The following is a 17115-nucleotide window of genomic DNA, read 5'->3' as shown; positions in this document are numbered from 1 at the left end:
GGATACCAAGCGAGAGCACACCGGCGGCAAAAGCCCGCCGGGCGTCTCTAGCGTCAACCATCTTGCTGTCCTGCCTCTTTCGTCTTATCGCTGCTCGTCGCCGCGCATACGAAGCCGCGGGAAACTCTCGGAGATCGCGCCGGCCAGCTTCAAGTACGCGGCATTGGTATCCGCATTGAGCAGATTGAAGTCGACGTCGGCACCCTCGGCGAGGTGGGGATCGAACGGGATCATGTGAATGGAACGGCAACGCGCCTGAAAATGCTCATAGACCTTGTCCAGCTTGATCCCGGCAGATCCAGGACGCGAAGCACTCAAGACGACATGGGCTTCACGCACCAGCGCCGAATGCCCATGCTGCATAAGCCAATCGAGAGTGGCCGAGGCACTACGCGCGGAATCCATGGCCGGTGAGCTCACCAACACGATGGTGTGAGCAAGGTCGAGCACGCCCGCCATTGCCGAATGCATGATTCCCGTACCGCAGTCGGTCAGAATGATGTTGTAGTACCGCTGCAGGATGTCGATCGTATTGCGGTAGTCGACCTCACCGAAAGCCTCCGATACCGCCGGATCCTGCTCACTGGCAAGCACTTCCAGACGACTTGTCGCCATCCGCGTGTGGTTTCGCACATCAGCGTAACTTCTGATGTTCCGATCGTTGAGAAGGTCACGGACGGTGGACTGCGTCGAATGGTCGCGCACTCGCTCGGCCAAGGTGCCACGGTCGGGGTTGGCGTCGACAGCAATGATCCGATCGGTACGGATTGTCGCGAATGCCGAACCCAATCCCAGTGTGGTGGTTGTCTTTCCGACACCACCCTTAATGGAGAGCACCGCGATGCGGTAATCGCCGAGGATCGGCTGCCGAATACTTGCGAGCAGCTGGTCCTGTTCACGGTCCTTGCGTGAATCGCCTGGATTGACCCGGCCTCCAGTGGACCTGTGCACCGCCTTGCGCCAGCCGGATCGCGGCGCGTAACGACCACGGTTGATGACCTCAGCCTCGTCCAGCGAGGGCGGCATCCGGTAACCCTGTGGCCCACGGTAGTTGGCGGGAGGTGCCGCTCCCTGCGGCGGTGGCACGTAACCCGGAGGTAGCTCTTGTGGCACAGGGGGTTGAGGCGCCTGCGGCTGCTGCGGCACCCATTGCCATTGACCCTCAACACTGGTGGGCTGCGGGGGCGGTTGCTGCGAAAACTGCTGTCCGCCAAATGATTCTGGAGCCTGCGGAGTGCCCTGCGGCCACTGCCCCGGGTATGGCTGACGCGGGTTCCACCCAGGGGGTGCCTGAGCCGCAGGCTGATGCTCGGGTCCCGGCTGCGGCGGACCGGCATGTTGCGGGGCAGGCGGCGGCACGTAGTAGGCGGGTTGCGCTGGTGGTTCCGCAACCGGAGCCACCGGGGTAGCCGACGGGGCCTCCCACGGCGAATGGGTATCGCCACGGTTCGCTTCGAGACGCGAATCACCCTCTACCGCAGAATCTTCGAAAGAATTCTCGGCCGTCACCGGCGCGTCATCCGTCGATTCAATGGCGGTGTCAACGATTTCGCCGCCAGGCAGTGGATCCGGCGCCTGCTCGACGGAAGCGTTCGAATCATCCGAGAGTTCGGGCTCCGGCCCCACCACGTCCTCAATAGCGGGGTCAGCGGACGTCTCCTCGAACACCGCTGCCGGCAGGTCGATGACGATGTCCTCGTCGACCAGAGGCGCAAATCCCTCGAGTTCGGGAGCCGCCGTTTCCGCTGTTTCCGTTTCCACGGCTTCTTCGGCACCGATGCCGAGCTCGGTGTTCTCGTTCCCGGCGACTTCGGGCACCGAGGCCCACGGCGCAATCATCGGTACAAACGGCGCGGGTTCAGGCTCGGGCACCGACACGTCCGAATCGGCCGCATCGTGCGCGGCCAATTCCTCATCGAGCTCGGCACGTTTGGCTTCGATGCGCTGCAGCAGTGCCGCCGCTCTCGAATCGACGTCATCGATTTCGGGCGTATCTGCCGACCCCGGTGCTTCCGGCCCCGGCTCTTCCGGTTCCGCGGGGTGTTCGGACACCGGGGTGGGCTCCTCCTCCTCCACCGCCGCCTCCGGGGCCACGGCCTCGACGACGGGTGCATCGGGCTCGGGCGCTTCTGGCAGCGAGTCGGCGGTACGCGCTGTGGGCGGTTCCGGCTCGGGCGCGGCGTCCGGTACGGCGGTAGGCTCCGGCTCCTCCGTCCCGGAAAACGACTGGTTGATCGCCTCAGGAGGCGTGAACCCGAGCGCAGGAGCGGACGACGGCCCCGCGGATTGCGCGTCTGGAGCCGGCTGCGCGGGCTCCGCTATGTCCTCAACGACCTCGGGGGCCTCATCGAGCGCCTCTGGCGGCGTGAAACTGAGTGCACCGCGGGCCTCCGGGCCGGGCATGGCCTCGGATTCTGGCATCGCGTGGCGCCGATGACGCTCGAGTTCAGCGTCGGTGATGCTTTCGTCGAGGCTCATCTGGCGCAGTTGTGCTTCGAGCAAGCTGAAACGCGAGAACGGGTCCGTGCCTGCGGACTCCTCGAGGCGCTGATCAGCGGTAGGTACGGGTGAGCTCGACTCCGCTGGCGGTTCGGCCACCGGCGCGGGTTCCGGTGAATCTGCAACGTCTCCGGGCGCTTCGATCGCGGCCGGGGCGACCGCCTCCACATCCGGGGCGGCTTCGGGAGTGACAGGCTCCGGTGCCGGGATTGCCGGGGACTCATCGGACGCAGGCACCTGCGGTTGCTCGACCTGCGATATTGGCCGCGGGTCCGGCTTCATCTCCGGAATAGGACTCGTGATGATCCGAGGCTCCCCCGGTACGGACTTCGGGACGATCTCGTTCGACTCGGTGGCCGGCGGCTCCTGCGCGGTCGTCAGCGGCCGCTGCTCGGGCGGTTCGGACGCGCGGGGCGGCGTGTAGTACTTCGACACGTCGGGCACCGGCGTCGTCCCGTTGGCCTTTTCTTCGCGAGGCGCGACGGCAGCATGCTTCTCAACTGGCGGCAGGACGGAATCGGTGATCGGTTTCTGCGCCGGAGTCTGGGGAGTGAAGGAGTGCCCGGTCTCGTGGGTTAACGAGTCCTCGTTCGACTCGGGATCGTCCGCGTTGCGCTTCTTGCGCCTCAACGAACGGAGAAACCCACGTTGTTCGTCTTCTTCGGGCAGCCACGGAGGACGGGCCGGTGCACCACGATCCTGCTTGGGCAACGTCCCCCTCCCCTTCCTCAATCGCCAAATGCTCGTAGAGTTCGATCGTACTCAGTTGCTAGCGCACGGGTACCAAGACTGGTTACCCAACCAAATAAACCCCCGCACTCAACCAGCAGCTTAAGCGAGATGGCGATGTCCTCGCAGCGTTCGGTGCGATCCTGCGTCGGCTCCGCCCCGGCGGTAACCACTGAGCAGGGCCTGCACGTGAGCCTCGCGAGCAACCAGCGCACGCTGGCTAAGCCGCCACGAGCGCCTGCGGACGCCATATGACATGAGTTCCCGCTGCCGGGGTGCGCCAAACACCTGATCGACACCCCCGCGCCCCCATGCGCACGGCGGCGCGATCACGACCGCGGCAGAGTGACGGTGGAGAGCTCCGACTACGACTTCTTTTCGGCGTTCTCGCGCTGGATCTCCAATGCGATATCGATGAGCTGGTCCTCCTGCCCACCAATGAGCTTTCGCTCACCGGCCCGGTGCAGCAGCTGGTGTGCGGGCACCCCGTAACGCTCGCCCTGCCGGATGGCGTGCTTGAGGAAGCTGGAGTACACACCGCTGTAACCCATGATCAGCGCATTGCGATCCAGCAGGCACTCGGCCGGCATAGCAGGTGCGACCACCTCTTCGGCGGCATCCGCGATATCGAAGAAGTCGATGCCCGTCTTGACGCCGATCTTGTCGAAGACACCGATCAGCGCCTCCACCGGAGCATTACCGGCGCCAGCACCGAATCGCCTTGTACTGCCGTCGATCTGCTTGGCCCCGGCACGCACCGCCTCGATGGAGTTGGCGACACCGAGTCCAAGGTTCTCGTGCCCGTGAAAACCGACCTGCGCATCGTTGCCGAGCTCTGCCACGACAGCGGCCACCCGGTCGGCGACACCGTCGAGCACCAACGCGCCCGCAGAGTCGACTACGTACACGCACTGACATCCGGCGTCCGCCATGATCCGGGCCTGCTTGGCCAGCTTCTCCGGTGAGATGGTGTGCGACATCATCAGAAAGCCAACGGTTTCCAACCCGCGCTCACGCGCCAGCCCGAAGTGCTGAAGCGACACGTCAGCCTCGGTGCAGTGAGTGGCTATGCGGCAGATGGAGCCGCCGTTGCCCTGCGCCTCGATGATGTCTTCCTTGGTGCCCACGCCCGGCAGCATCAAGAAGGCGATCTTGGCGTTCGTCGCGGTCTCCGCGGCGAGCTTGATCAATTCCTGCTCAGGGGTTTTAGAGAACCCGTAGTTGAACGACGATCCACCAAGACCGTCACCGTGGGTCACCTCGATGACCGGCACACCAGCACCGTCGAGGGCGGCCACGATCGCGCGCACCTCATCGGCGGTGAACTGGTGCCGCTTGTGGTGCGAGCCGTCACGCAACGACGTGTCGGTGATCCGCACATCCCACGCGGCGTCGAAGAAGACGCCATCGGTGCCCAAGAGCTGAGTGCTGGTGTCCGAACCCATGTTACGAAACCTTCGCTGATAGAAGTTCTTTGGCGATTTCCTCGCCGACCTTGGTCGCGGCCGCGGTCATGATGTCCAGGTTTCCGGCATACGGCGGCAGGAAGTCTCCCGCGCCCTCGACCTCGACGAATGTGGTGACGACGTGGTTACCTCCGTTGACCACCGACGGCTCGTCGAACTGAGGCTCGTTGAGTAGCCGGTATCCGGGCACATATTGCTGTACCTGGCTCACCACGTCGTGAATCGATGCGGCGATCGCATCGCGATCCGCATCCTCCGGGATGGCGCAGAAAATGGTGTCCCGCATGATCATCGGCGGGTCGGCCGGGTTGAGGATGATGATCGCCTTGCCGCGCTTGGCACCGCCGATCACTTCCACACCCTTGGATGTGGTCTTGGTGAATTCGTCGATGTTGGCACGCGTACCCGGCCCCGCCGAAACCGACGCGACCGACGCGACGATCTCCGCGTACGGCACCTCCACCACGCGGGAGACCGCGTACACGATGGGAATCGTTGCCTGGCCGCCGCAGGTGATCATGTTGACGTTCGGGGCATCTAGGTGCGCACGCAGATTCGCGGGTGGTACCACGGCCGGCCCGACCGCGGCCGGGGTCAGGTCGATCGCCCGGATGCCCGCTTCCTCGTAGCGCGGCGCGGCGGCCTTGTGCACGTACGCGGATGTCGCCTCGAATACCAAGTCGGGCTTCTCATCCTGCGCCAGCAGCCAGTCCACGCCCTCATGCGAGGTTTCCAGCCCGAAGCCGCGGGCACGCTTGAGGCCTTCAGACTCGGGGTCGATGCCGATCATCCACCGCGGTTCCAGCCACTCAGACCGCTGCAATTTGTACAGCAGGTCGGTACTGATGTTTCCCGAACCGACGATCGCTACAGATGCCTTGCTCACAATTCTCCTCTACTCGAAAGCCAGTCGGACCGAACCAAGTCCGGCGAACTCAGCCAAAAATTCGTCCCCCGGATGCGCATCGAACGCCCGCGTGCACGAACCCGGCAGCACCACGTCGCCGGCACGCAGACGCACCCCGAACGAAGCCACCTTGCGCGCCAGCCACGCCACCGATGTCACTGGGTTGCCCAGTACCGCATCGCTTCTGCCCTCAGCCAACTTCTCGCCGTTGCATGTCAGCACCGCATCGATCGACTTGATGTCGATGTCCTTCGGCGAAACACGTTGCTTACCAATGACAAAACCAGCCGAGGATGCGTTATCGGCGATAGTGTCACAAATCTTGATCTGCCAGTTGGTGATCCGGCTGTCTACCACCTCGATAGACGGCACGTACGCCGCGGTCGCCGCCAGCACGTCATCCTCGGTGCAGTCCTCACCCGGCAGGTCGGCTGCCAGGATGAATCCGACCTCCACCTCGACCCGTGGGAACAAGAACTTGGACGCGGAGGCCGCGACATCCTCGAACAGCTCCATATCGGCCAACAGGTGTCCGTAGTCCGGCTCGTGGACACCCATCATCTTCTGCATCGCCTCGGACGATAGGCCCACCTTGTGCCCGACGACCTTGGCTCCGTCCGCTAGGCGGGAGCGAATGTTCATCAGCTGGATCTCATAGGCGTCGACCACACCGAAATCCGGGTACGTGTCGGTGGGCGGCGCGATGGCCACCCGGGTGCGCTCGGCCGCTGCCAAATCGGCGGCGATGGCCTCACGAACTTCGGAACTAAGCATCTATGTGTCTCCCAGTCTCAGTCCCGGCCCGCCGTCCGGAGAAGACGCAGTCGGCCAGGGACAATCCGCTCACATACGAATTGGAGCAGATACCCACCGCCGCACGCCCGGCGGCATAGAGCCCAGGGATCGCCGCGCCCGATGTGGTCTGCACGGCACCAGTCTCCTCGTCCACCACCAGCCCGCCAAGAGTCAGCATGGGACACGGATTGAGCATGTTGGTCTTGATGGACACGTTGAACAGGTAGAACGGCCCTTCGACGACGGGAACCCGAATATCGTCCGGCTTGCCGAGGGGGTCAGGGGTGCCCTCGGCAATGGCCCGATTATGTTCGGACACGGTGCGCGCCAATCCTTCCGGATCGATGCCCGCCTTGGCAGCCAGTTCTTCGATGGATCCGGCCTTCCTGCGCCCCACATTGAGAAACGCCTCGGCCTGGACCCGCTGAAACCACAGGGTCTGCGAGCCCAACTGCCGACGGGCCCGCTTCACCAGCGCCTTGTCGGCCACCAGATAGCCCACCCCTCCGGCCGTGCGCACGATCTCCTTACCCAACGCGGCGCCATATCGGGACTCGTCAATCATCCTCTGCCCCTTGGCATCGACCAATAGCGAGCCGAGGAAGGCCGCGGGCGGCACGATGAAACGCCATGCGGATATCTCGTCGAGATGCCCGGTGGCCGCATTCAACGGCTCCGCGAGCGTCAATGCAGCCCCGTCGTCACCGGCGGTGCCGAGCTGCAACCCGTCCCGATAGGCGGGGGCATGACGCTCGATGAGTTCGCGATTCGCGATGAACCCACCCGAAGACAGGATCACCCCGTCATTCGCCCGGATCTCGAAGGGCTTGGCGAACCGGCGCTCCAGCGCGTACGCCGGTCCCTCCAACGCCTTTCGCATCGGCGGGTAGTAGATGCCCGGCTTAGTCGCATACCGCGTGAACAACGAGTACGCCCGCCGCACCCAGCCCGGCGCGTCCTTCAGCGTCACGCCCCGCACCCCCACGACACGACCGTCCTCGACGATCAGGCCGGTGGCCCGGGTCTGCCGCCAGACATCGGCGCCCAAACGCTCCGCGGAGGCCGCCAACGGCGCGAACAACGCCTTACCGGATACACCCCGGCCAAAGGCCCGATGTCCGCGTTGGCGGGGCGGGGTGACGGCTCGTGCCATCCCGGAGGATTCGCTGCCGGAAAAGTAGAGGTAGTAGTCGTTGGTGGGGTACGAAGTCTTGAACGGAGCCAGCGAACCTTCGAACGGCACTCCGTAACCTTGGAGCCAATCCAGAGTGTCCGCGCTGCCGTCGACGAACTTCTGCAGCGTCTCGGGCTTCACCGCGTCTCCGACCTCAAGCTGCAGGTATGCCAACATCAGCTCCGGAGTGTCCTCGACGCCCGCGTCACGCTGAATATTGGTGCCGCCCCCGGCGTAGTAAATACCCCCTGAAATGGCCGAAGCCCCGCCGCCGTCGAACCGCTCAAGGATCGTCACGGATGCGCCACGCTCCAGGGCGGCCAGCGCGGCGGCCGCCCCAGCCACCCCGTACCCGACGATGACGACATCGGCTGATCGCACGTCCGATCGACCCGGCACTGGGCCTCCCTCATCGTCATATAGCCAAAACAGCAACAAGTTTCTGTTTTCACCGCAACATCAAAGTGTCGAGACGGTGAAACCTCAGGCCAGCGCCGGTAGCGCCGGGCCGCCTCAATTCTATAACGTGTTCTACATGACTGAGCAGGAGTACGACGTCGTCGTCGTCGGGAGTGGTGGCGCCGGCATGGTTGCGGCGCTCACCGCGGCACACAACGGGCTGAGCACCGTACTGATCGAGAAGGCCCCCCACTTCGGCGGATCGACCGCGCGGTCCGGTGGCGGCGTCTGGATCCCCAACAACGAGGTGCTCAAGAAGGCCCGCCAGAGCGACACCCCAGAGGCGGCCCGCGAGTACCTCTACGCCATCATCGGCGACGTCGTCCCCCGCGAGAAGATCGACACCTACCTCGATCGCGGCCCGGAGATGCTCTCGTTCGTATTGGCCAACTCTCCACTCAAGCTCGACTGGGTGCCCAACTACTCCGACTACTACCCCGAGGCTCCCGGCGGACGTTCGACCGGCCGCTCAGTGGAACCCAAGCCTTTCGATGCCAAGAAGCTTGGCGACGAGCTGCCCAACCTGGAGCCTCCCTACGGCAAGGTCCCGTTGAATGTCGTCGTACGCCAGCAGGATTACGTGCGGCTGAACCAGCTCAAGCGTCATCCCCGTGGCGTGCTGCGCAGCCTGCGCGTGGGCGTGCGCACCTTCTGGGCGCAGGGCACAGGCAAGAAACTCGTCGGCATGGGACGCGCCCTTTCGGCCGCGTTGCGCATCGGTCTGCGCGACGCCGGCGTTCCGGTCAAGCTCAACACCGCTTTGACCGATCTCTACCTCGAGAACGGCACGGTCAAGGGCGTCTATGTGCGTGAGAGCGGTTCTTCGGAGGCTTCCGAGCCGACGGTCATCAGGGCGCGCAAGGGCGTCATCTTGGCCTCCGGCGGATTCGAGCACAACGAGCAAATGCGTGTGAAATACCAGCGCGCCCCCATCACCACCGAGTGGACGGTCGGCGCCAAGGCCAATACCGGCGACGGCATCCTGGCAGCAGAAAAGCTCGGCGCCGCGCTGGAGTTCATGGAGGACTCATGGTGGGGCCCAACGGTTCCGCTGGTGGGCAGGCCCTGGTTCGCGCTGTCCGAGCGCAACTCTCCCGGATCGATCATCGTCAACGCTTCCGGTAAGCGGTTCATGAACGAGTCGCTGCCCTATGTGGAGGCCACCCACCGCATGTACGGCGGCGAGTACGGCCAGGGCGCGGGGCCCGGCGAGAACCTGCCCGCATGGCTGGTCTTCGATCAGGAGTACCGCAACCGGTACATCTTCGCCGGATTGCAGCCGGGACAGAAGATTCCGAGCAAGTGGATCGAGTCCGGCGTGATCGTCAAGGCCGACAGCATCGAAGAGCTCGCGGCGAAGGCCAACCTGCCCGTCGAGGAGTTCACGGCGACCGTCGACCGGTTCAACGGCTTCGCCCGCAACGGTACCGACGAGGACTTCGGCCGCGGTAAGAGCGCCTACGACCGCTATTACGGTGACCCGACGAACAAGCCGAACCCAAATCTGGGTGAACTCAAGAAGGGGCCCTTCTACGCGGCCAAGATGGTGCCCGGCGATCTGGGCACCAAGGGTGGCGTGCGCACCGACGTACAGGGCCGGGTGCTGCGCGATGACAACAGCATCATCGAAGGCCTTTACGCCGCAGGCAATGTCAGTACCCCGGTGATGGGTCACACCTACGCCGGCCCCGGCGCTACCATTGGTCCAGCCATGACATGGGGCTACCTCGCGGCGCTCGATATCGCCGGGAAGTAGGGTCAGCTCATGCCTATCAACGTCGATATCGCTCTGGGCGCTGCTGTCGAGCCCGCAGAATTCTCGTGGACCGCATCCGATGTGCAGCTGTATCACCTGGCCATCGGCGCGGGCGCCGATCCGGTGAGCGAGACCGAACTGCGCTACCTGCAGGACAAGACGCCGCAGGTGCTGCCGACATTCGCGACCGTGGCCTCGGGCTTCCACGCTGTGGAGCCACCCAAGGTGTCATTCCCGGGTATCGAGATCGACCTGGCCAAGATCCTGCACGGTACCGAGCAGGTGACTGCGCACCGTCCCTTACCGCCCGCGGGTTCGGCCCGTTCCGAGGGCAAGGTCGTAGAAATCTGGGACAAGGGCAAGGCAGCCGTTATCGTCACGGAGACAACGACTTCCGATGACCAGGGACCGCTCTGGACGATCCGCCGGTCGATCTTCGCACGTGGCGAGGGTGGCTTCGGTGGCGAGAGAGGGCCCTCCGCCGCAGACGGCACTCCCGACCGCACGCCCGACATTGAGGTCTCGACACACATCCTGCCGCAGCAGGCGCTGCTGTACCGGCTCTGCGGTGACCGCAACCCGCTGCATTCCGACCCTGCCTTCGCAGCGGCGGCCGGATTCCCCCGTCCGATCCTGCACGGGCTGTGCAGCTACGGCGTGGTGTGCAAGGCCGCGGTGGACGCCGCACTCGACGGGGATGCCTCGCGGGTGACGTCGTATGCGGCGAAGTTCGCGGGTGTGGTCTTCCCGGGCGAGACCCTCAAGACCCGCATCTGGAAGGAAGACGGCAAGCTGCTGATCTCGGCTGTCGTGGCCGAACGCGAGGATGCCGCCGCACTCGCCGACGTCGAGCTCACCTACACCTAGCCCGACGGGCTAGTACCAACGTATTCCGCGGTAGCGATACACCCCCAGGGCCAGCGCGGTGCCGATGCTCCAGACGGCGACGCCCAAGCCGAGTTCCAGTAGGGATCGTTCGGTGAGCGGCATGGAGTGGAAAACGTTGCGCCCGAAGATGGCTCGAGGGATACCTCCAACCGGCGCAACGAGGTAGTAGACGCCGTACGGCAGAGCTAGATAGAAGAGCCATCGCGCCGTGGCCGGCAGATTCCCACGCTGCCGCCAACGCTCGCGCAGCGGGCGCGTCACCATCGGCAGCAGCACCGAGACCAGATTGCCCAGCCCTAGCCAGCTGACGATGTGTACGCCCACATCGGGCACGGTGATCGCGGTTTGGGTCGCCTGCTGCCGGTGGATGGTCAAGAAGGCCGTCAGGATGAGCGTCGGCAGCCCGGCGACAAGAAACAGTGCGATGTTCTTGACCAACAAGACGTACAGAAGCGATCGATGTCCCCGCAGCACGTGCCTGACTCGATCGGCATCCAGACCCAGCATGTTGGTCACCGACACATCGGCGAAGATGAACATCGCGAAGTACAGGCCGATCAGCAGCGCCCAGTCGCGTTTGCGCCCATGTTGGGCAATCGGCTGCCAGATGATCAGATAGGCGATTGCCAGGCCGAGGTTCAGACCCAATCCCTCAAGCCACCGACGCGGCGGCCGGAAGGTCTCGACGACATCCTTGCGCAGGCGGGTCAATGTGCCTGCCGCAGTGGCGCCCTTTGATTGAGTCACCGGGCAAGCATCGCCGCGGTTTCTGTCAGAAAGCTGTGACTTCGGTACGGTCTCGTCTCGGTCACAGTTCAACCGAGCCACATGTCGGGTTCTCAAATCTCAGGTTCGGGGCCTACCTTTCCGGCGTGCAGACCACCCCGTGCGGTCCCGCCAAGCGGTCCCGCTGCCTCTCACGACGCGACGTCCTCAAGTACGCCTCGAGCGTGCCCGTCCTACTCAGCATGCCGGCCGTACTGTCCACCACGGCCCTGGCCCACGCGGAATCTCCCATCGCGGGAAAGATCGTCTTCCTCGACCCCGGGCACAACGGCGCCAACGACCGCTCGATCACCCGGCAGGTCAGTGACGGCCGGGGACGCACCAAGGACTGCCAGACCAGCGGCACCGCAACCGATTCAGGTTTTCCAGAACATACCTTCAACTGGAATGTGGTGTTGCACATCCGGCAGGCCCTCACCGTGGCCGGTGTTCGCACCGCATTGTCTCGTGGCAATGACAACGCGCTCGGGCCGTGCATCGACGAGCGCGCTGCCACCGGAAACTCCTTCAGGCCCAACGCCATCGTCAGCATTCACGCCGATGGTGGCCCCCGGGACGGCCGGGGATTCCACGTCAACTACTCGAACCCACCGATCAATGAAGCGCAAGGGGGTCCGTCGTTGCGCTTGGCCAGCACCATGCGCGATCAGCTCAAGGCCTCGGGATTCCAGCCGTCGACCTACCGCGGAAACGATGGTCTGTATGGACGCTCCGACCTGGCCGGACTGAACCTGGCCCAGTACCCGGCGATCCTCATCGAGTGCGGAAACATGAAGAACAGCGACGACGCTGCGATGCTGTCCAGCGCAGACGGCCAAGCGCGTCTGGCGGCCGCTATCGCGCAAGGCATCGCCAGGTTTCTGAGCTGAGCCGGCTACCCCAGGATGAGGCCGGATGTCGGCACACCGGTGCCCGCTGTGACGAGCACGTGCTCGACATTCGGCACCTGGTTCACCGAGGTTCCTCGCAGCTGACGCACGCCCTCGGCGATACCGTTCATACCGTGGATGTATGCCTCGCCGAGCTGACCACCGTGCGTGTTGATAGGCAGCTTTCCGCCCAGCTCGATGGCGCCGTTGGCAATGAAGTCCTTGGCCTCACCCTTGCCGCAGAAGCCGAGTTCTTCGAGCTGCAACAAGGTGTATGGCGTGAAGTGGTCATACAGGATCGCGGTCTGAATGTCGTTGGGCGTCAAGCCGGACTGATCCCAGAGCTGCCGACCGACGAGTCCCATCTCGGGTAATCCCAACTCGTCCCGGTAGTACGAGTACATGGTGAACTGGTCGTCTCCAGACCCCTGCGCGGCCGCCTCGATGACCACCGGCCGGTTCTTGAGATCCTTGGCCCTCTCGGGTGTCGTCACGACGATCGCCACCCCACCATCGCTCTCTTGGCAACAGTCCAGCAGTCGCACCGGATCGGCGATCATCCGCGAATTCTGGTGGTCCTCAATGGTGATCGGCTTGCCATAGAAGAATGCCTTCGGATTGGTGGCCGCATGCTTACGGTCGGCCACCGACACCGCACCGAAATCGGCGCTCGTGGCACCGTATTCGTGCATGTACCGGCGAGCGATCATCGCCACCGAGGCGGCCGGCGTACTTAGCCCGTGCGGGTAGGACCAGCTGTACTCAACGCCTCGTGAGTCGGCGGTCGAACTCAGTCCCGTCATCACCTGACCGAATCTGAACTCTGAGCGCTCATTAAAGGCCCGGTATGCGACGACCACTTCTGCGACACCGGCGGCGACCGCCAATGCGGCCTGCTGCACCGTCGCCGCGGCCGCCCCTCCGCCATAACCGATCTGGCTGAAGAACTTCAGCTCGCCGATGCCTGTCGAACGCGCGACCGCGGTCTCCAGGTTCGAGTCCATGGTGAAGGTCACCAAGCCGTCGACTTCCCCGGGAGACAAGCCGGCATCGGTTAACGCATCGAGCACCGCCTCGGCCGCCAACCTCAGCTCGGACCGGCCCGACTTCTTCGAGAAGTCGGTGGCACCGATACCGGCAATAGCAGCCTTACCCGACAAGCTCACGCGCTCGCTCCGATCGTCAGCTTGACCTTGGCGGTGACATGCGCACCCAGGCTGTTGTTGCCCACCACATCCACTTCCACGACGCCGTCATCGATGGCGGTCACCTCGCCGGAGAACACCGTGGTGTCGTAGGCGTACCACGGCACACCCAAACGCAACGAAATCGATTTCACCCGCGCCGAAGGTCCGGCCCAGTCGGTGACGAATCGCTCGACCAGACCGGTGTCGGACAGGATGTTGATGAAGATGTCCTTGGACCCCTTCGCCTGCGCCAGGTCACGGTCATGATGCACGTCCTGGAAGTCACGCGTGGCCAGCGCGGTCGACACGATGAACGTCGGAGTGCCCTCAAGTTTCAGCTCGGGCAGCTTCTCGCCAACGGTGGTCACTTTGCCTCCCAGGCATACAGAGTCCATGCCGGGCTCTCCCCCTCGGCGGGGAAGTCCAGATATGTCACCTGAACCGGCAACCCGATCTGAACATCGTCGGGCGACACCCCTCGAAGCTCGCCCAGCATCCGAACACCCTCTTCAAGCTCCACCAGCGCGATCACGAAAGGCAGTGTGCGACCAGGCACCTGAGGGGCGTGATGCACCACGTAGCTGAACACCGTGCCATGCCCACTGGACACCTGGTACTCGATCGGAGCGTCTTTGTCCTGCCACACAGCGGGAACGGGCGGATGCTGCAACGACCCATCGGGCCGCTTCTGCAACCGCAGTTCATGGGCCGCGACACCCTCCCAGAAGTACGCGCTATCCCTCGACCAGGACGGGCGCATCAGCTTCGAAGGATCGAGACCATCCGGCACATCGGCCGACTTCTTAGCGCGCGGCCGGAACTTCATGATGCGCCAGTTCATTTCATTGACGAGCTCATCGCCCACATGCCATTCGGCGTGGATGTTGATGAACCAGCTCTCGCCGAGCGCGGTCTGCTTCGGCCCGAAGACCTCGGTCACCTCATTGGTGGTGGTGACCTGCTCGCCCAGCTGCAGATAGCGGTGATAGATCTGCTCGTAGTTGGTGGCGACCACCGACTGGTAACCCGCCGAATCGAGCAGCTCCATCACCCGGCCCAGCGGGTCGTCTCCCGAGCGCTCGCCGTACAACCCGGCCATGGTCCACACCTGCGCCATCGCGGGCGGCGCGACGACACCGGGATGCCCGGCGGCCTTGGCGGCGGCCTCGTCGACGTAGATCGGGTTGCGGTCCCCCATTGCCTCAACCCAGTTGTTGATCATGGCCTGGTTCACCGGATCCCGCGCCAGACGGGGGGCGCTGGGGCCGGCGGCCTTGATCTCGGCGAAGCCGTCCTGAATATCCACGACGCTCATGATTGTCCGTTCTTCGCGCACGCCTTCATCACCGCGGCACCCTGGGAGTACCCAGACCAGCCGTCGCGACCATCTCGCGCATAACCTCGTTCACACCGCCACCGAACGTGATCACCAGGTGGCGCTTGGTCTGAGCATCCAGCCATTCAAGGGTCTCGGCAGTGTTAGCGTCGGCGGGATCTCCGTAGCGCCCCACGACACCCTCACTCAACCGGCCGAGCTTCTGAATCCATTCGGTGGCAAGGATCTTCGTTGCGGCAGCATCGGCCATGCTGATGTCATCGCCCGACGAGGCCACCTGCCAGTTGAGCAGCTCGTTGAGACGCCACACAGCCTTCATCTCGCCCAGAACCCGGCGCACATCCTCATGCGCCAGCGGCGCCACACCGTCGTGCCCCGGCTTGGCGGCCCACTCGTAGACGCGGTCGTACATACCCGCGATCCGGCCGGACGGGCCGAGTGAAACCCGCTCGTGGTTCAGCTGAGTGGTAATGAGCTTCCATCCCAAGTTCTCTTCACCCACCAGCATGTCCACCGGAACCCGCACATCCGAGTAGTAGGTGGCATTGGTGTGGTGCGCACCGTCATTGGTGATGATCGGCGTCCACGAGTAGCCCGGATCCTTGGTATCGACGATGAGAATCGAGATTCCCTTATGTTTCGGCGCATCCGAGTCTGTCCTGCAGGCCAACCAGATGTACTGGGCCTGGTGGGCACCGGTGGTGAAGATCTTTTGCCCGTTGACGATGTAGTGATCGCCATCGCGTACCGCGGTGGTACGCAACGACGCCAAGTCCGTCCCGGCTTCCGGCTCGGTGTATCCGATGGCGAAATGTATTTCACCCGCGAGGATTCCGGGCAGAAACTTCTTCTTCTGCACTTCGGTCCCGTACTTCTGCAGGGTCGGACCGACAGTTTGTAGCGTCACCAACGGCATCGGCACGTCGGCCCGCATGACCTCGTTCATGAAGATCTGCTGCTCCAGCGGGCCGAATCCGTGCCCGCCGTACTCCTTGGGCCAACCGACACCGAGCCAGCCATCCTGGCCCATCCGCCGCACCACCGCCTCATAGGACGAGCCGTGGCGGTCGACCATCATCTCGCGCGTCTCATCGGCAGTCACCAGATTCGAAAAGTACTGTCGCAGATCGCTTTGCAACTTCGCCTGTTCCGGCGTGAGATCTATCAGCATCCCTGACTCCTAAACCTGCGCCGCAGCGAGAACGTCAAGGCGCTCGGAGGACCCACCCACCAGACGACTCAGGTCCTTGATGGTCGAGTAGTAGCGGTTCATCGGGTAGGTAATGTCGACGCCCAGACCACCGTGTAGGTGATGACAGATCTGCATGACTCGCTGCGCTTCCGCAGCCATCCAGAACGCCACGACATCCAGATCCTCCGTCGCGTCAAGCCCGGCGGCCAGACGCCACACCGCAGACGTGATACCGAGATTCAGCGTGCGCGAGACCACATACACATCTGCCAGTTGTTGCGAAACCGCTTGGAAGGTAGCCAGTGGCTTGCCGAACTGAACCCGGTTCGACACGTGATCGGCGGTCAGGCGCAGGGCGCCCGAGACCAATCCGTCCGCGTAGGAACCGATGGCCGCCAAGGCAAGCTGGTTCACACGCTCAACGGACCCGCCTAACACATCCGAATCGGGTACCGATGCATCGGCGAAGGTCACCGCGTATTCGGCGGCCTTACTGGCCGTCGGTGTCCGGGCGATCGTCACTCCCGGGGTGTTGGGTGCCACCACAACGACGCCGTTGTCGGTGGTGACAAGTATCCAATTTGCCTCGGCCGCATGTAGAACGCCGATCTTGCGGCCGTTCAACACCAACGAGGAACCGTCGCGCACGGCGGAAACCGAGGGCGACGAAGGTAGCGCAGCCCCTGGCTCATCGAGGGCCGCAGTAAGGATCGTGCCGGAGCCGACGCCGTCGAGGAATCTGTCCTGTTGCTCAACAGAGGCCAGCTCCACCAGGGGAACCACGCCGAATCCGAGCGTCGCCAGCGCCGGCGTCAATGCGCCGTGCTTTCCAAGCACCCGCAACGCCACCGACACTTCAGCCAGGCCCAGTCCATCGCCGCCCAGCCGTTCGGGCAGCGCGAGACTCAGGACTCCGTTGGCAGCCAGCGACTGCCACAATCCGTCGTCATATCCGACCTCGGGCACCACACCGATGAACTCCCGATCGGCAAGCACCGCTTCGACCACGTCGGAGACAGCCTGCTGCTCCTCCGCGAAAGCGAAATCCATAGCGTGCGTATCCTTTTGAATG

14 protein-coding genes are annotated in these 17115 nt (G+C 64.0%); 3 read left to right on the top strand and 11 right to left on the bottom strand.

Translation table 11 applies throughout. The annotated features are described in order from the left end of the window. Positions 1-84: 84 nt before the first annotated feature. The 5 genes from BB28_RS25230 to BB28_RS02940 form a co-directional block, all read right to left on the bottom strand. The gene (locus BB28_RS25230; RefSeq protein ID WP_046252460.1) at positions 85-3210 is read right to left on the bottom strand and encodes a MinD/ParA family ATP-binding protein; all 3126 of its coding nucleotides are present in this window, start codon (positions 3208-3210) and stop codon (positions 85-87) included. Between the two features lie 383 nt (positions 3211-3593). Further along, on the bottom strand, positions 3594-4673 hold the full coding sequence (dmpG, locus tag BB28_RS02955) for a 4-hydroxy-2-oxovalerate aldolase (RefSeq protein ID WP_096498857.1): 1080 nt from the start codon (positions 4671-4673) through the stop codon (positions 3594-3596). A gap of 1 nt (position 4674) precedes the next feature. Continuing rightward, positions 4675-5583 (bottom strand): acetaldehyde dehydrogenase (acetylating), encoded by a 909-nt coding sequence (locus BB28_RS02950; RefSeq protein ID WP_046252459.1) that lies wholly within the window; start codon positions 5581-5583, stop codon positions 4675-4677. Positions 5584-5589: 6 nt separating this feature from the next. After that, positions 5590-6375 (bottom strand): 2-keto-4-pentenoate hydratase, encoded by a 786-nt coding sequence (locus BB28_RS02945; protein WP_030095730.1) that lies wholly within the window; start codon positions 6373-6375, stop codon positions 5590-5592. Further along, positions 6368-8008: an FAD-binding protein gene (locus BB28_RS02940; RefSeq protein WP_046252458.1), complete on the bottom strand. Its 1641-nt coding sequence runs from the start codon at positions 8006-8008 to the stop codon at positions 6368-6370. The genes BB28_RS02945 and BB28_RS02940 overlap by 8 nt, the downstream gene beginning before the upstream one ends. An 88-nt stretch (positions 8009-8096) precedes the next feature. On the opposite strand from BB28_RS02940, the gene kstD reads away from it, so the two are divergent. Both kstD and BB28_RS02930 read left to right on the top strand, forming a co-directional pair. Next, complete coding sequence (gene kstD, locus BB28_RS02935) at positions 8097-9785, top strand: 3-oxosteroid 1-dehydrogenase (RefSeq protein WP_046255481.1); 1689 nt, start codon at positions 8097-8099, stop codon at positions 9783-9785. Positions 9786-9794: 9 nt separating this feature from the next. Beyond that, entirely contained in the window at positions 9795-10652 is an 858-nt protein-coding gene (locus BB28_RS02930; protein ID WP_046252457.1) for a MaoC/PaaZ C-terminal domain-containing protein, read from the top strand. Between the two features lie 9 nt (positions 10653-10661). On the opposite strand, the gene BB28_RS02925 is transcribed toward BB28_RS02930, so the two are convergent. Then, positions 10662-11420 (bottom strand): hypothetical protein, encoded by a 759-nt coding sequence (locus BB28_RS02925; protein ID WP_046252456.1) that lies wholly within the window; start codon positions 11418-11420, stop codon positions 10662-10664. Positions 11421-11641: 221 nt separating this feature from the next. Here BB28_RS02925 and BB28_RS02920 point away from each other — a divergent pair, with 221 nt between their 5' ends. Continuing rightward, entirely contained in the window at positions 11642-12328 is a 687-nt protein-coding gene (locus BB28_RS02920) for an Rv3717 family N-acetylmuramoyl-L-alanine amidase (protein ID WP_030095735.1), read from the top strand. Between the two features lie 5 nt (positions 12329-12333). On the opposite strand, the gene BB28_RS02915 is transcribed toward BB28_RS02920, so the two are convergent. From BB28_RS02915 to BB28_RS02895, 5 genes are read right to left on the bottom strand one after another with little or no spacing between them, the layout of a single operon-like run. Then, positions 12334-13488, bottom strand: a complete 1155-nt coding sequence (locus BB28_RS02915; protein WP_191985260.1) for a lipid-transfer protein — start codon at positions 13486-13488, stop codon at positions 12334-12336. A 2-nt stretch (positions 13489-13490) separates the two neighbouring features. Then, positions 13491-13910 (bottom strand): MaoC family dehydratase, encoded by a 420-nt coding sequence (locus BB28_RS02910; protein ID WP_046252454.1) that lies wholly within the window; start codon positions 13908-13910, stop codon positions 13491-13493. Then, positions 13880-14830 carry a bifunctional MaoC family dehydratase N-terminal/OB-fold nucleic acid binding domain-containing protein gene (locus BB28_RS02905; protein WP_046255480.1) on the bottom strand — a complete coding sequence of 317 codons (951 nt, stop codon included), beginning with the start codon at positions 14828-14830 and terminating at the stop codon, positions 13880-13882. The genes BB28_RS02910 and BB28_RS02905 overlap by 31 nt, the downstream gene beginning before the upstream one ends. Positions 14831-14858: 28 nt before the next feature. Further along, complete coding sequence (fadE29, locus tag BB28_RS02900) at positions 14859-16022, bottom strand: acyl-CoA dehydrogenase FadE29 (RefSeq protein ID WP_030095739.1); 1164 nt, start codon at positions 16020-16022, stop codon at positions 14859-14861. A 9-nt stretch (positions 16023-16031) separates the two neighbouring features. Continuing rightward, on the bottom strand, positions 16032-17093 hold the full coding sequence (locus tag BB28_RS02895; RefSeq protein ID WP_046252453.1) for an acyl-CoA dehydrogenase family protein: 1062 nt from the start codon (positions 17091-17093) through the stop codon (positions 16032-16034). Positions 17094-17115: the final 22 nt, after the last annotated feature.

Origin of the sequence: Mycobacteroides chelonae CCUG 47445 (assembly GCF_001632805.1) — a bacterium.
GTDB classification, from domain to species: Bacteria; Actinomycetota; Actinomycetes; order Mycobacteriales; family Mycobacteriaceae; genus Mycobacterium; species Mycobacterium chelonae.
This window is presented reverse-complemented; position numbering and strand designations above follow the sequence as displayed.

Bases quoted from the DNA above. Each gene is read 5' to 3' on its own strand.
- dmpG (WP_096498857.1), bottom strand. From the start codon at position 4,673: ATGGGTTCGGACACCAGCACTCAGCTCTTGGGCACCGATGGCGTCTTC.
- BB28_RS02945 (WP_030095730.1), bottom strand. From the start codon at position 6,375: ATGCTTAGTTCCGAAGTTCGTGAGGCCATCGCCGCCGATTTGGCAGCG.
- BB28_RS02930 (WP_046252457.1), top strand. From the start codon at position 9,795: ATGCCTATCAACGTCGATATCGCTCTGGGCGCTGCTGTCGAGCCCGCA.
- BB28_RS02920 (WP_030095735.1), top strand. From the start codon at position 11,642: ATGCCGGCCGTACTGTCCACCACGGCCCTGGCCCACGCGGAATCTCCC.
- BB28_RS02910 (WP_046252454.1), bottom strand. From the start codon at position 13,910: ATGGACTCTGTATGCCTGGGAGGCAAAGTGACCACCGTTGGCGAGAAG.
- BB28_RS02905 (WP_046255480.1), bottom strand. From the start codon at position 14,830: ATGAGCGTCGTGGATATTCAGGACGGCTTCGCCGAGATCAAGGCCGCC.
- fadE29 (WP_030095739.1), bottom strand. From the start codon at position 16,022: ATGCTGATAGATCTCACGCCGGAACAGGCGAAGTTGCAAAGCGATCTG.
- BB28_RS02895 (WP_046252453.1), bottom strand. From the start codon at position 17,093: ATGGATTTCGCTTTCGCGGAGGAGCAGCAGGCTGTCTCCGACGTGGTC.